This is a genomic window from Xanthomonas fragariae (assembly GCF_017603965.1).
Classification (GTDB): Bacteria; Pseudomonadota; Gammaproteobacteria; order Xanthomonadales; family Xanthomonadaceae; genus Xanthomonas; species Xanthomonas fragariae_A.
Genome location: NZ_CP071955.1, coordinates 1,325,626 through 1,339,721, shown reverse-complemented (window position 1 = coordinate 1,339,721; position 14,096 = coordinate 1,325,626). Strand labels below are relative to the sequence as shown.

General features: G+C 60.1%; 12 protein-coding genes, 1 tRNA gene and 2 pseudogenes. 1 reads left to right on the top strand and 14 read right to left on the bottom strand.

Annotation, left to right across the window (positions count from 1 at the left end; all coding sequences use genetic code 11):
- Nucleotides 1-83: 83 nt before the first annotated feature.
- From J5I97_RS06260 to J5I97_RS06200, 13 genes are all read right to left on the bottom strand, one after another.
- Nucleotides 84-1,538: an undecaprenyl-phosphate glucose phosphotransferase gene (locus tag J5I97_RS06260; RefSeq protein ID WP_208590206.1), complete on the bottom strand. Its 1,455-nt coding sequence runs from the start codon at nt 1,536-1,538 to the stop codon at nt 84-86.
- Nucleotides 1,539-1,781: 243 nt separating this feature from the next.
- A complete protein-coding gene (locus tag J5I97_RS06255) occupies nt 1,782-3,221 on the bottom strand; it encodes a GumC family protein (protein ID WP_208590199.1) in 1,440 nt (479 codons plus the stop codon).
- Nucleotides 3,203-3,901: a polysaccharide biosynthesis/export family protein gene (locus J5I97_RS06250; protein WP_208590197.1), complete on the bottom strand. Its 699-nt coding sequence runs from the start codon at nt 3,899-3,901 to the stop codon at nt 3,203-3,205. The genes J5I97_RS06255 and J5I97_RS06250 overlap by 19 nt, the downstream gene beginning before the upstream one ends.
- Before the next feature lie 468 nt (nt 3,902-4,369).
- A tRNA-Pro gene (locus J5I97_RS06245) sits at nt 4,370-4,446 on the bottom strand.
- Between the two features lie 61 nt (nt 4,447-4,507).
- Complete coding sequence (locus J5I97_RS06240) at nt 4,508-4,864, bottom strand: MerR family transcriptional regulator (RefSeq protein WP_002811053.1); 357 nt, start codon at nt 4,862-4,864, stop codon at nt 4,508-4,510.
- Nucleotides 4,845-5,144, bottom strand: coding sequence for an integration host factor subunit alpha (locus J5I97_RS06235; RefSeq protein ID WP_002811076.1), 300 nt, complete (start codon nt 5,142-5,144; stop codon nt 4,845-4,847). Before J5I97_RS06235 ends, J5I97_RS06240 begins: the two co-directional genes overlap by 20 nt.
- Nucleotides 5,145-5,165: 21 nt before the next feature.
- Nucleotides 5,166-7,544, bottom strand: coding sequence for a phenylalanine--tRNA ligase subunit beta (gene pheT, locus J5I97_RS06230; RefSeq protein WP_208590195.1), 2,379 nt, complete (start codon nt 7,542-7,544; stop codon nt 5,166-5,168).
- A gap of 126 nt (nt 7,545-7,670) precedes the next feature.
- Entirely contained in the window at nt 7,671-8,666 is a 996-nt protein-coding gene (gene pheS, locus J5I97_RS06225) for a phenylalanine--tRNA ligase subunit alpha (RefSeq protein WP_208590183.1), read from the bottom strand.
- Between the two features lie 296 nt (nt 8,667-8,962).
- A complete protein-coding gene (rplT, locus tag J5I97_RS06220; protein ID WP_002811081.1) occupies nt 8,963-9,322 on the bottom strand; it encodes a 50S ribosomal protein L20 in 360 nt (119 codons plus the stop codon).
- Between the two features lie 10 nt (nt 9,323-9,332).
- Entirely contained in the window at nt 9,333-9,530 is a 198-nt protein-coding gene (gene rpmI, locus J5I97_RS06215; protein WP_002811096.1) for a 50S ribosomal protein L35, read from the bottom strand.
- 240 nt (nt 9,531-9,770) lie between these two features.
- Nucleotides 9,771-10,313, bottom strand: a complete 543-nt coding sequence (gene infC / locus J5I97_RS06210) for a translation initiation factor IF-3 (RefSeq protein WP_208591580.1) — start codon at nt 10,311-10,313, stop codon at nt 9,771-9,773.
- A 51-nt stretch (nt 10,314-10,364) separates the two neighbouring features.
- Nucleotides 10,365-12,269 (bottom strand): threonine--tRNA ligase, encoded by a 1,905-nt coding sequence (gene thrS, locus J5I97_RS06205; protein ID WP_208590176.1) that lies wholly within the window; start codon nt 12,267-12,269, stop codon nt 10,365-10,367.
- 244 nt (nt 12,270-12,513) lie between these two features.
- Nucleotides 12,514-12,822: a hypothetical protein gene (locus J5I97_RS06200; protein ID WP_208590166.1), complete on the bottom strand. Its 309-nt coding sequence runs from the start codon at nt 12,820-12,822 to the stop codon at nt 12,514-12,516.
- Here J5I97_RS06200 and J5I97_RS06195 point away from each other — a divergent pair.
- Nucleotides 12,758-13,735: pseudogene (locus tag J5I97_RS06195) on the top strand (GGDEF domain-containing protein); the annotation flags it as partial. The gene J5I97_RS06200 and the pseudogene J5I97_RS06195 sit on opposite strands and share 65 nt — an antisense overlap.
- Nucleotides 13,736-13,883: 148 nt before the next feature.
- Here J5I97_RS06195 and J5I97_RS06190 read toward each other — a convergent pair.
- Nucleotides 13,884-14,090 (bottom strand): annotated as a pseudogene (locus J5I97_RS06190) (hypothetical protein); the annotation flags it as partial.
- Nucleotides 14,091-14,096: the final 6 nt, after the last annotated feature.

Here is a 14,096-nt window from a genome sequence, read left to right as displayed (position 1 = left end):
TGCAGACGCCTGCTCGAAATAGGCGGCTGCGATGCAGCCGCCCGCGGCGCTATACGCGCCAGGTCGCATACTCCCAGCCACAATCAGTACGCGGTCTTCTGTCCGAACACACGCACTGCGGTCAGCACGATGATGCGGATATCCAACCACAGCGACCAACGACGGATGTAGTCGAGGTCGTACTGAATGCGCTTCTTCATCGTGCGCAGCTCCGGGGTTTCGCCGCGGAAGCCGTTCACCTGCGCCCAGCCAGTGATGCCCGGCTTGACGTAGTGGCGCTGCATATAGTGATTAATCAACTTTTCGTAGTGTGTGTTGTGCTGCGCGGCATGCGGACGCGGACCAACGATCGACATGCTGCCACCGAGCACGTTGAAGATTTGCGGCAACTCATCCAGGCTGCTGCGGCGCAGAAACGCACCGAAACGGGTGATGCGAGTGTCGTTCTTAGTCGCCTGCTGGATGGTTATGCCATGGTCGTCATGCACGCGCATTGAGCGGAATTTGTACATATAGAACTCGCGACCGCCCAGGCCATGGCGGCGCTGGCGGAAGAACACCGGACCCGGCGAGCTCATCTTGACGCCAACTGCAATCGCAGCCATTAGCGGCCACAAGCCCATCAGGGCGATCACGGCCAGGATCTTGTCCTGCAAGGCCTTGGCAACCACGAAGTAGTTGTCGCGATCCACGCCGCCCTGGCGCAGGTTGATTACCGGAACGTTGCCAATTTGCTCGCCGGACTGGTTCAACAAACCGAAGTCGAACAGATCAGGCACCAGCTTTACGTTGATCGGATAACGATCCAGACGCTGCAGCAGCTGCTTGATATGATCACGCTCGCCCAGCGGCAGCGAGATCCAGACCTGCTCGACCTGATTGTCCTTCAGATATTCGATCAACGCGTCCGGGTCGCCCAAGCATGGCAGGGAATGACGCTGTTCGGTCATGGCGATGTCGTACGGAGTACGGAAATAGCCGACCAGATTCATACCGACCCACGGATTGCGGCTTAGGTAATGATTGATCTTCATCACCGGGTGGCGCAGACCGATCACCACCACCCGCTGCACGTCCACACCTTGGGTGCGCAAATGATTCAAGAAGCCGCGCAACAAGGTACGTGCAGCCACCAGCGAAACCAAGCCGCCGACGAACCACAGTCCGATCCATCCACGCGACACCTGCTCGCCCACCTGCACGATCAGTGCATGCACCGCGAATAGCGCAAACACGCCGCCAAATGCCCCACCCAGCACCATCAACTCGCTCAGCAGGCCACGACCGCGCCAGCTTCGATAGAGCGGGAACAGGGCAAAGCAGATCACCGAATACAACAGGGTGGTGGCGATCGCGACCCGATACGGTGCCGCCGGCACCCAGGAGCCAAAGACGATGCGATACGCCACCAGACCGGAAACCACGACCATGGTCAGGTCGAATACACGCAAAACCAAGTCGGCTGCAGCCGAATATTTGGACAACAATCGCGGAGAGGATGTCGTGTAAGTCGCGCTACTCAAGTCTGCCAAAAGCATGGGGATGTCCTCCAAACTCGATACGGCGCATGCGGGGAAACATACGAATCGCACGCGAGCTTTTAATCATCTCCGTCGAGCAATCACTGCGGTGATGCCTACCGACCCCAGATCACTCGACAGCCCTTTGTTTCAACAGAGACAAACCTTCAAACGAAGGAGCCCGAAACATACGGGATCCCACCTTTTCCACGCTGAATCAGTTGTCACTTCAATTAACCATCGTTTTGCAACATCACGATGTCAGTTCAACCGTGTCTCCGGCCCATTGCCGCCCAAGAAGTACCGCACGAGGGCCACAGCCACGCCCAGAAATATGCCAAAGATGAGGCCTAAAGCGAGGTTCAATTTGAGTTTCGGCGAAGTCTTCGACGTAGGCACGTCTGCGGTGTCGACAATGGTCACGTTGTTGACGCCAACGTTGCTGGCAACACCGATCTCTTTGTAGCGCTGCAAGAGCGCATCGTAGAGCTGGCGGTTGGTATCGACGTCGCGCTTAAGCATGTTGTAACGGATGCTGCGGCGCTGCAGATCCAGCTCGCTGTTACGCAAACCTGCAATGCGCTGGTTAAGCAGTTCTTCCTGATGAACCGACGCGTCATAGGTCGCCTTCAACGACTGACGGATGTTAATCACCTCGCCATTGATCTGACGACGCGACTCTTCGATCTGCGCCTTGAGGCGCTGCATTTCCGGGTAGTCAGGCTTGAAGGTCGACAGCTTCTGCTGATATTCGCTCGTCAGGCGGATCTGCTCGCCACGCAAGCTCTGGATCAGCGGATTGCTGAGCACCTGCGGCAGCGACATGGCATCGCCGCTCGCGGCCTGACGCCAGGAGGCCTCAGTCTTGATACGAAGGTCCTGCGCCGATGCCAGCAGCGCGTTGAGGTCGGTCAGATTCTGTGCGGGCAGCGACGGCTTGTCATCGCCCAACGACACGATCTGCTCATCGGTCGAATACGAGACCAGATCCTTCTCCGAGTCTTCCACCTTTGCGCGCAGCTGCTCCAGACGTTCGGACAGGAACTGGCTCGCGAACGAAGACGCCTTTATGCGGCGCTCCTGCGTGCTGACGATGAACACCTTGGGATACGTATTGGCGATCTTGGCGGCCAGCACCGGGTCCGACGAATCGTAATTGACGTAGACCAGACGCGAATTGAGGATCGGCTCGACCACTAGGCCGGCCAGCAAGGTGTCTGTCAAGCTGCGGTCGACGATCGCCCGACGCGAATCAATCGATTTGCCGGCTTCCGGGTTCTTGGCAGCCGCCTTTTCCAATGCCTTGTCGACCTGCGCCTTGAACGCAGGCTCCTGATCGAGCTTAGCTTCGCGGATCACTGCACGCGCCAGCGAACGGCTTTGCAGCAACTGGTACTGGGTCTGATAGAAATCGCGATCCTGCGGCGACTCCACCGGCATCAGATTGTCGACATTCACCACGTTGAGCGAGTCTCTCTCGATCTGCAGCGTGCTGGTCGCACGATACTTCTCGGGCATCAGAAAGGTGATGCCAAGGGCCAGCAACACTGCGCCAAGGGTGATCAGGACGATCAGCCAACACTGCGACACCAGCGCGCGCCAGTAGTCAATCAGACCCACCTCCGCCAGCGCGAGATGTCCGTGGCGATGAGACGAAGAGGAACCATTGTCGGAATTCATGCTCATCGGTAAGCGCGCCAAACCATCATAAGAGGGGTCAGTTCCAGCATGGTGCGCAACAAGATGCGCGCATCCGAGCGATACACCACGACGATGTCGCCGCCGTAGATCTCAGGATCCGGATTGGCCCCCTTCTCGATCGCGGTCAGGTCGAATCGCGCGATCATCTTTTGCCCGTTGACCATGCGGAACACGATGACGTTGCTGCGGCTGGCGACCGTACTCACACCTTTGGCCTGCGCAATCGCCTGCTGCAGGGTCAGGTTGGCGCCGATGACCGGGTAAATACCAGGCTCGTCGACCGCACCGGTCACCGTGACGCGACGGCCATTGGACTCCTGCACGAAGACCGACACCTGCGGATTCTGCAGATAGCCGGCGCGGTACCGGTCGGCCACCATTTTTTCGAGTTCACCCACACCCATGCCGGTGGCCACAACGTCGCCTATCAAAGGCAACGAGATGTGACCATTCTGGTCGATGCGAACCTGCCGCTCCAGATCGTCGACTTGGAATACCTTGACCAGCAGCAAGTCGCCCGGAGAGAGTCGATACTCTGGCTGCACTTCCGACATTACGAGCGGGTCAGGGAGCGGCAATGAGGAAGCCATATCCTTACCAGTGCTGCAAGCGCCCAGTGTCATCGAGCAGATCAACGCCAAGCTGATGCTTTGGCAGAATCGTCCGATCAGTTTCTTCATGCGTGTGGCTGGCAGCCTCGTTTGGTTGGCACAGGACCTCGCGCAACATTCAACCGGCCAACGCGCCAGCACGAACGTACGACAGAGAAATTTTTCCCGAACGCATCGGGAGCACGACAGGCATGGCGTGCTGCACTGCACTATGGCATAGAACCAACACATCGCAAGATGCTGCACGCCATTTTTTTGACGACGTTGGACTATTGATTCAAGTTCGCCGTTACAACATTAACAAAACGTGACTTACGTACTGCCAGTGCGTTACTGATTTAGAGCGTTTTCGGGTACTTAGCGCCGTTCTGTGAACGAGATCCATAGGATGGCCGGATTGTTCTAAACGGACTCTGCCATTCAATTTTGAGGTTCTCCAGTATGCCGATCTACGTATCGTGTCACCGATATGACAACAGCAAATTGCAAGCTGCAGCGCAGCAAAAAGCCCATGTCACCAGACATGGGCTTGATGTTTGGTCGGGGTAGCCGGATTCGAACCGACGACCACTAGTCCCCCAGACTAGTGCGCTACCAGGCTGCGCTATACCCCGAAAATACTGCATCCCGCCACCAAGACGGCCTGCAATTATAGCGGCTTTGTGAAACGTTTTCCTAGCGCCGCAGCAGTTGCAGGACTTCTTCCAGTTCCATCAGCACCTGCTTAATGATCTGGTTGCTCAGCGCCGACTCGCTCTTGGCACCGTCACCTTCCAGGCGCAGGCGCGCACCGCCAATGGTATAGCCCTGCTCATACAGCAGGCCCCGAATCTGGCGCACCATCAGCACGTCATGACGCTGGTAATAACGTCGATTGCCGCGCCGCTTGACCGGCTCCAGGCTCGGAAATTCCGTCTCCCAATACCGCAGCACATGCGGTTTGACGTCGCACAGCTCGCTGACTTCGCCGATGGTGAAGTAGCGCTTCGCCGGGATCGGCGGTAGCTCGCGATTACTGCCCGGATCCAGCATAAGCCTCCACCCGCTCCTTGAGCTTCTGGCCCGGACGGAAGGTCACTACCGTACGTGCCGAGATCGGAATTTCCTCACCGGTCTTGGGATTGCGGCCGGGCCGTTGATTCTTGCGTCGTAAATCAAAATTGCCGAAACCGGACAGCTTCACCTGACGGCCCTGCTCCAGCGCATCGCGCAGCACGTCGAAGAACGCATCGACAAATTCCTTTGCCTCGCGCTTGTTCAGGCCGACTTCGTCGAACAGACGTTCGGCCATTTCCGCTTTCGTCAATGCCATGCCAATCCCCTGGTTACCGCCTCAACTCCGAATCCGGGCGCGATGCTCGCGCTCGATCACAGCGACCACAGCGGTAACGACCGCATCCACATCCCTGTCGGTGAGAGTGCGCGAGTTATCCTGCAAAATCAAGCCCATAGCCAGACTCTTGAAACCTGGCTCGACCCCTTGCCCGACATAACGGTCGAACAACTGCACCTCGCGCAACAGCGGCCCGACCGTGGCCCGTACGGTGGTCGACAGCGCTGCCCAGGTCACCTCTTCCGGCACCACGAAAGCCAGATCGCGCCGCACCGAAGGGAATCGCGACAACTCGCCGGCACGCGGCAGCGCGCGTTGCACCAACGGCGTCAGCTGCAGCTCGAACGCAATCACGTCCATATCGATATCCAACACCTTGGCAAGACGCGGATGCACCTGCCCGATCCAGCCGATACAGGCGCCATCGCGGTAAATATCGGCGGACCGACCCGGATGCCCGAACGGTTGCGTCGACGGCTGGAACTCCAGCACCGCGCCACTGGCCGCAGCCAGTGCCACCAGATCGCCTTTCAAGTCGTGAAAGTCCACCTTGCGCGCGGACTCGCCCCACTGCAGTGCCAAGGCATCACCGCACACCGCTGCGGCGACATGCTGCGACTCCTGCGGAGCTGCGCCAGTTTCGTCGGCAGCGGCAAACACCTTGCCCAGCTCGAACAGGCGCACGCGCCCGACCTGACGGGCAGCGTTGCGGCCCAACGTTGCCACAAGGCCTGGCAACAAGCACGGACGCATGATTGCCAGCTCGGCGCTGAGCGGATTTGCCAACGGCATCAAGCCGTCAGTCAGCTGCCAGCGCTTCAACAACGCGGCGTCGACGAAAGCGTAATTGATAGTTTCCTGCAGTTCGCGCGCGACCAGTTGGCGACGCACGCTGAGCTCGTCCAGTTGGGTTTCGCTCGGCATCGCGATGCGGCTTGCACCGCCGGGCAACGTGGCCGGCACGCGATCATAACCATGGATGCGCGCCAATTCTTCGATCAAGTCTTCTTCGATGGCGATGTCGAAGCGACGGCTCGGCGCCACGACCTGCCAGCCCTCGGCGAACGCTTCGAGTTGCATACCGAGCGCACTCAGAATGCGTACAACATCGACATCTTCGATCTGGATGCCGAGCACGCGCGCAATCCGCGCACGACGCAGCAAAATGCGCGATGGTTGGGGCAAATGCTGCGGCAATTGTGCATGCACCACCGGGCCCGGCGTGCCACCAGCCAGTTCCAGCACCAACCGCGTGGCCACTTCGACCGCTTGCGGCGGCAACGCCGGATCCACGCCACGCTCGAAGCGATGTCCGGCATCGGTATGCAGGCCAAGCCTGCGGCCACGGCCCATGATCGCGGCCGGATCGAAATACGCCGATTCCAGAAACACATTGCGCGTGGTATTGGTGACGCACGTGTCTAACCCACCCATCAAGCCGGCCAATGCCACCGGCCGACCAGCGTCGGTAATGGTCAGGAAGCTGTCGTCCAACGTAACCTGCCGCCCATCCAGCAACGCCAGCTGCTCACCACTGCGGGATCGCCGCACGCCGATCGGACCCTGCAAGGTATCCAGGTCGAAGACATGCATCGGCTGACCCAGTTCCAGCATTACGTACTGAGTGATATCCACCAGCAATGACACCGGACGCACGCCACTGCGGCGCAGCCGCTCGGCCAACCAAACCGGCGTCTTCGCAGCCGGGTCGATGCCTTCGATCACACGCCCGCAATAGCGCGGCGCCTCGTTGCCGGCATCCAGTTCCACCACCAGCGTGCGAGTCGACACCGGCGCCACCGCGCTCGCATCGAACGCCACGACTTCGCTGGCGCAGGCTGCAGCCACGTCGAACGCGATCCCGCGCAGGCTGAAACAGTCCGCGCGATTAGGCGTGAGTTTGATCTCGATGCTGGCATCGGGAAGCCCCAGATACTCGGCCAAGGCCTGTCCCACCGGCGCATCGTCCGGCAGCTCGAACAAGCCGGACGCATCGCTGTCCAGACTCAGTTCCTTGGCCGAACACAGCATGCCGTTGGACACCACGCCACGCAGCTCGGCTGCGGTGATAGTCAACGCACCGATCTGCGCACCGACCAGCGCCAACGGCGCCACCAGACCGGTGCGCGCATTGGGCGCGCCACACACGATCTGCAGCAACTCGCCCTGCCCTGCATCGACGCTGCAGACCTGCAGACGATCGGCTTCAGGATGCCGAACCGCCGCGACAATGCGCGCTACTACCACCTGCCCCAAGGCCTCGCCCAACGGCGTGACCTCTTCGACCTCCAGACCGATCGCAGTCAGCGTCGCGGCAAGTTCGTCACGGGTCGTCTGGATGGGCACGTGGCTGCGCAGCCAATTTTCAGAGAATTTCATGGAGAGCCAGAATCGGGAGTCGGAAATGGGGAATCGCAAAAGCGTGGGCGCCGGGCCTTCGGAAGGAAACCAGTAGAGCCGCGCGGCTCTTGCCATGCACCATTGCCGACCCCCGATTCCCCACCATCAAGCAAACTGCCTGAGGAAACGCACATCGTTCTCGAAGAACGCGCGCAGGTCGTTGACGCCGTAGCGCAGCATGGCGAAGCGCTCCACGCCCAAACCGAACGCGAAGCCGGTGTAGCGCTCGGAGTCGACACCGACGCTGCGTAACACGTTCGGGTGCACCATGCCGCAGCCAAGTACTTCCAGCCAGCGGGTGCCGCCATCGGGCTGCTGCCAAGCGATATCCACTTCCGCGCCAGGCTCCACAAACGGGAAATAGCTGGGGCGGAAACGCATTTCGAAATCGCGTTCGAAGAACGCGCGCACGAACTCGGACAAGGTGCCCTTGAGGTCGGCGAAGCTGGAATGCTCGTCCACCAGCAGGCCTTCGACCTGATGGAACATCGGCGAATGGGTCTGGTCCGAATCGGAGCGATACACCTTGCCGGCGGCGATCATGCGCAGTGGCGGTTTGTGCGTCTCCATGTAACGCACCTGCACGCCGGAGGTGTGTGTCCGCAGCAGGCGGCCATCGCCGAAATAGAACGTGTCGTGCATCGCGCGCGCCGGATGGTGCGGCGGAAAATTCAAGGCTTCGAAGTTGTGCCAGTCGTCCTCGATTTCTGGGCCGTCCGACAACTCGTAACCAAGCCGCGCAAAGATCTCGACGATGCGCTCGAGCGTACGCGTGACCGGGTGCAAGCCGCCGCGCTCACTTCGACGACCCGGCAACGTGACGTCGATGCGCTCACCGGCCAGACGTGCATCCAGTGCGGCGGTTTCCAGCGTGTGTTTGCGCTCGGACAGCGCAGCGGTCAGTGTATCGCGCGACAGATTGATCGCTTCGCCAGCAGCTTTGCGCTGCTCAGCAGGCAAAGTGCCGAGCTGCTTGAGCTGGGCGGTGATGCTGCCGCTCTTGCCGAGCAATGCGACACGCAATGCCTCCAGTTGTTCCGGCGCCTGCGCGGCGGCGACATCGGCCAGCGCGCGCGCAGTCAGGGATTGAATCTCACTCATTAGCACTCGCGCCTCAACTGCTCAGCCGAACGGTGTTTTCCGGATACACCGGAACGCATTGCCACCCAAATCCTGCCAGTCATAGAATCAACCGATGCCGGTTGTCTTAAATGCAAAAGGGGAAGGACTCGCGCCCTTCCCCCTGCATATCTGCGTCTCTCTCACCGAAGACCTGCACACTAAATGCACGGTTGCTCGCGATGATCTGCCGTTTCAACAGCCAGCACATGGATGTGCGGACTCTTGCGAGGGACTCGCACCTATACGCCGTGGGGCTCTTGCAGAGGGACCTGCACTTAAGCAGCCAGTGCGCCCTTTGCTTTCTCAGCTAGCGCGGCAAAGCCGGCCGCATCGTGCACGGCGATGTCAGCCAACACCTTGCGATCCAGAGTGATGCCAGCCTTGAGCATGCCATTCATGAAACGACTGTAGCTAAGACCGTTGATGCGGGCTGCCGCATTGATGCGGGTGATCCAAAGCGCACGGAACACGCGCTTCTTCTGCTTACGACCGATGTAAGCGTACTGCTGGGCCTTGATGACCGCCTGCTTGGCGACGCGAAAGACTTTACGACGGGCGTTGTAGTAGCCCTTCGCCAGATTCAAAACTTTTTTGTGGCGGCGGCGCGCCTGCACACCACGCTTTACTCGTGCCATGATTCAGTCCTCAGAGGTAGGGAAGCATACGGTCAAGACGGCCTGCGTCCTCGGCACGGACATGATTGGTCTGCCGCAGGTTGCGCTTCCGCTTGGTCGCTTTCTTCGTGAGGATATGGCTACGGTTTGCGTGGCCACACTTGTACTTGCCGGAGGCGGTCTTGCGGAAACGCTTGGCCGCCGCCCGGTTGGTTTTGATCTTGGGCATTGCTATGTCCTTGATGGTGTTTTGTCACTGACAGGGGCGGCAATCTTGCGACCACGCTTTCCATCCTTGCCCTTGCCTGCTTGTAAGCCCTTGATCGAACACGATCCGGACAGGTCCTGGTGCCGCTTGCACGGCTCCCCGGCAAAACCGGGCCGAGCAGTATGCCCGTTGCCGGAAATTCTTGCAAATCGTTGAGCTTGCAACCGGGACGGATCCACCGGGGCCCGTCGCAACGTCGGATCAGATCTTCTTCTTCGGCGCGATCATCATGACCATCTGCCGCCCTTCCAGGCGCGGACGGGATTCAATGACGATATCTTCTCCCAGATCGGCCTCGATTCGAGTCGCCATCTCGCGACCCAGCTCCTGGTGGCTCATTTCACGGCCACGGAAGCGGATGTTGACCTTGACCTTGTCGCCATCTTCCAGGAAGCGGCGCATATTGCGCAGCTTGATCTGATAGTCGCCCTCGTCGGTGACCGGACGGAACTTGAGCTCCTTGATCTCGACCTGCTTAGTCTTTTTCTTGGCCTCGTTGGCCTTTTTCTGCTGCTCGAACTTGAACTTGCCGAAATCCATGATCTTGCAGACCGGCGGATCTGCCTGCGGCTGGATTTCGACCAGATCCAGGCCTTCTTCCTCGGCCTTGGCGAGCGCTTCGTCGCGCGACAACACGCCGACCATCTCACCCTCGCTGCCGATCACGCGAACGCGCGGCACACGGATTTCTTGGTTCTTGCGGTTCTGTTTGTTGTCAGGGGTACTGATATTGCAATCTCCCAGGGGAATCGAACCGGCGCATCCGGATTATTATCCAGACCGGCCGGGGTTGGCCTACGCTACCTGCTCTGCCTGCAGGCGCTCGATGAAGGCCGAGACCGTCATAGTCCCAAGATCCTCTCCCGAACGCGCCCTTACGGCGACAGCGCCATTTTCCTTCTCACGGTCACCGACCACGAGCAGATATGGCACGCGTTGCAGCGTATGCTCGCGAATCTTATAACCGATCTTCTCATTGCGCAAATCGACGCTCACACGGAAGCCTTGATTTGCAAGGGTTTTCCGAACCGAGTCCACATATTCGGCCTGAGCGTCGGTGATGTTGGCGACAACGACCTGGACCGGCGCCAGCCAAGCGGGGAACGCACCGGCGTGATGTTCGATCAAAATGCCGATGAAACGCTCCATCGACCCGACGATCGCCCGGTGCAGCATGACCGGATGCTTCTTCTGGCTGTGCTCGTCCACGTACTCGGCGCCGAGGCGACCGGGCATCATGAAATCGACTTGCATGGTGCCCAGCTGCCAGGTGCGGCCGATGGCGTCCTTGAGGTGGTATTCGATCTTGGGGCCGTAGAAAGCGCCCTCGCCCGGCAGTTCCTGCCACCCCACCCCACACACGCCCAGCGCGCCGCGTAGCGCGGCTTCGGCCTTGTCCCAGGTGGCGTCATCGCCCAGGCGCTTTTCCGGACGCAATGCGATCTTGATCTGGATGTCGTCGAAGCCGAACGCGGTGTAGACCGCCAGCGCCTGCCGATGGAACGCGGTGACTTCCGATTCGATCTGCGATTCCAGACAGAACACGTGCCCGTCGTCCTGGGTGAAGCCGCGCACGCGCAGGATGCCGTGCAGCGCGCCTGAGGGCTCGTTGCGGTGGCAGGCGCCAAACTCGCCGTAGCGTATCGGCAGGTCGCGATAGCTGTGCAGGCCCTGATTGAACACCTGCACATGACCGGGACAATTCATCGGCTTGACCGCGTAGGTGCGCTTCTCAGACTCGGTAAAGAACATCGCGTCCTGGTAGTTGTCCCAGTGGCCGGACTTCTGCCACAAAGACACGTCCAGTATCTGCGGGCAGCGCACTTCGCCGTAGCCGCTATCGCGGTAGACCTTGCGCATGTATTGCTCGACCACCTGCCACAGCGACCAGCCCTTGGGGTGCCAGAACACTAGGCCGGGCGCCTCCTCCTGCAGATGGAACAGGTCCTGCTGCTTGCCGATGCGGCGGTGGTCGCGCTTGTCGGCTTCTTCCATGCGCAGGATGTAGGCGTCCAACTGCTTCTTGTCGGCCCAGGCGGTGCCGTATATGCGCTGCAGCTGCTCGTTCTTGGCATCGCCACGCCAATAGGCGCCGGAAATGCGGGTCAACTTGAACGCCTTGAGAAAGCGCGTATTGGGCACATGCGGGCCGCGGCACATGTCCACGTATTCCTGGTGGTAGTACAGGCCCATCGCGGTGATGTCGTCGGGCATGTCCTCGATCAGGCGCAGCTTGTACTCCTCGCCGCGCTGGGCGAACACCTCGATCACCTCGGCGCGCGGGGTGACCTTCTTGATCACGTCGTAGTCCTGCGCGATCAACTCCTGCATGCGCTGCTCAATCGCGGTCATGTCGTCCGGCGTGAACGGGCGCTCGCTGTAGATGTCGTAATAGAAGCCTTCGGCGATAACCGGGCCGATCACCATCTTGACCTCGGGGTACAACTGCTTGACCGCATGCCCGACCAGATGCGCGCAGGAGTGGCGAATGATCTCCACGCCTTCGGAGTCCTTGGCAGTGATGATGCGCAGGCTGGCGTCGTGGACGATGAAGTCGCTGGCATCGACCAACTGGCCGTCGACCTGACCGGCGATGGTGGCCTTGGCCAGGCCGGCGCCGATCGACTGGGCGACCTGGATGACCGAGACGGGCGATTCGAATTGGCGACGGCTGCCGTCGGGGAGCGTGATGTTGATCATGGGCAAGAATTAAGGTCTGTGCTGGCTGCAGCTCACGGCTGCAAGGGAGATCTGCCCATTGCTGGACAGGCTCGGAAAGAGAAGGTGCAAAAGGTGAGGCAACCACAGCGCCAAGCAGGCGCTTTGCCCGCTGACGCAGGCCGAATCAGCAATAGGAGGTGGTAGTGCTCATGTCGCACGCTGGGCCGGCGAGGGACGCGGGCCACCTTCTGGCAAGTGATCTTGGACAGGAATGGTAAACCAATCAGCCGGCCACTGTGCGTGGCGGCACGGGGCCGGCGGGCACATGTCGGCCACTTGTCCTGTCGTTGCCGACCATGATCATCAGTTGCCGACCATAATTATCAAATGTAAAGCCACTTCGCCGGATATCGACTAGCCGGCCGGCGTGTCGCACGCCCAGCATGTCGGGCGCGCAGCGCCTTGCCGCCTCGGCCTTGCTGCTCGGCAGATTGATTTTCGTGTTTAGGGCGGCTAACAAAACGTAGCGCTCGTTGATCGCGCGCGGCGTTTTCCAAATTGCCTCTTCGCTGCGTCGCCTGGTACAAGCCATGACGAAACCGTAGCGGCAGCTGCTGGTGAGGCGCCATGAAGCCGACACGCACCGTGCGCAGTGGATGCTTTGGGTGCAGTCGATCGGCATCGTCAGCGGCTTGCTGGTGATGCTGTTTGCTTACCGCTTGTTGTCGCGCGAGCTGGAACGGCGCGCACGCCGGCCACCAAGCCAGCCAATACCAGCGAACGCCTGATCGAGTCGTTTGCCGCGCTCGAACGCACCTCTACCTCGCTAGAGGCGCGCGCGCTATTTCGGTCTGCTGCAGAACTGTCGCGATGCCCGAGAAGCAGTGGAAATCACTGCACTGACTGTTGCATCGTTGATATCCCGTGCCGCGGGCGCGATGCGTCTGCCGTGTGCGTCGCGCGATCGCACCAAGGAGGTGGTCGCCTGGGGCACGATGGCCGACGCCGCCGACAGAACCAGCATCGCGACGGACATCTTTTGGGCGCTGCGTCGTGATCGCACGCATGTGGTGACGGACGCCAGCCAGGGCGTGCTGTGTCAGCATGCTGGCGTCGATCTCCCGGCACATGCGGGTACCGCCTGCATTCGGCTGTCCGCGCAAGGCAGGCAGTTGGAAATGTTGGTGCCGCGCAGCGACGATCCACGCGATCTTGCCTCATCGACCATGGCAGAGGCAGTAGCAGAGAAATTATCGCTGGCGCTGCAAAACTTGTGTTTGCGGGAAACGCTGCGTCAGCAATCGATCTGCGGTCCACTGACCGGCCTGTACAACCGCCGCAATCTTGAAGAAGCACTCAATCACGAACCGGTGCGCTGCGTGCGCCAGATGCAACCCTTACCCTTACCGTTACCGGTGCCGATGCTGGATGTGGAGCTCAACGATCTGCATGGACATGGTGGCGGCGACCGCGTGCTGGCAGCGATCAGCGTGTGCGCTTTAGCATAGATGATCCATCGGATGTATGCAATTTTAATTATATCAAGACATTACCGACAGGCACAGCCATCGTCGTCGTTTGGTTTGGAATCAGTCAGGCACCAGCCAGCATGCCATTGATGCGCGTGCGCACATAGGCTGCGTCGTCCGGCTAGGCGCTACTCAGCACCGCTTCGGCATGCGCCTGAAAATCGAGGTAATCGAGATCCGCATCTTCATCGGCCAACAGCTGCGGTAGTCGGTCCTGCAGCGCACCCAGGCGCGGATCGAGTTCTTTCCGGGTGGGCATGGCAAACTCCGATGGCAAAAAAGATACGGTCGCGGCAGGGGCGTCAAGGATGTGCGAAGTCCTGCACTGCAACGCTTC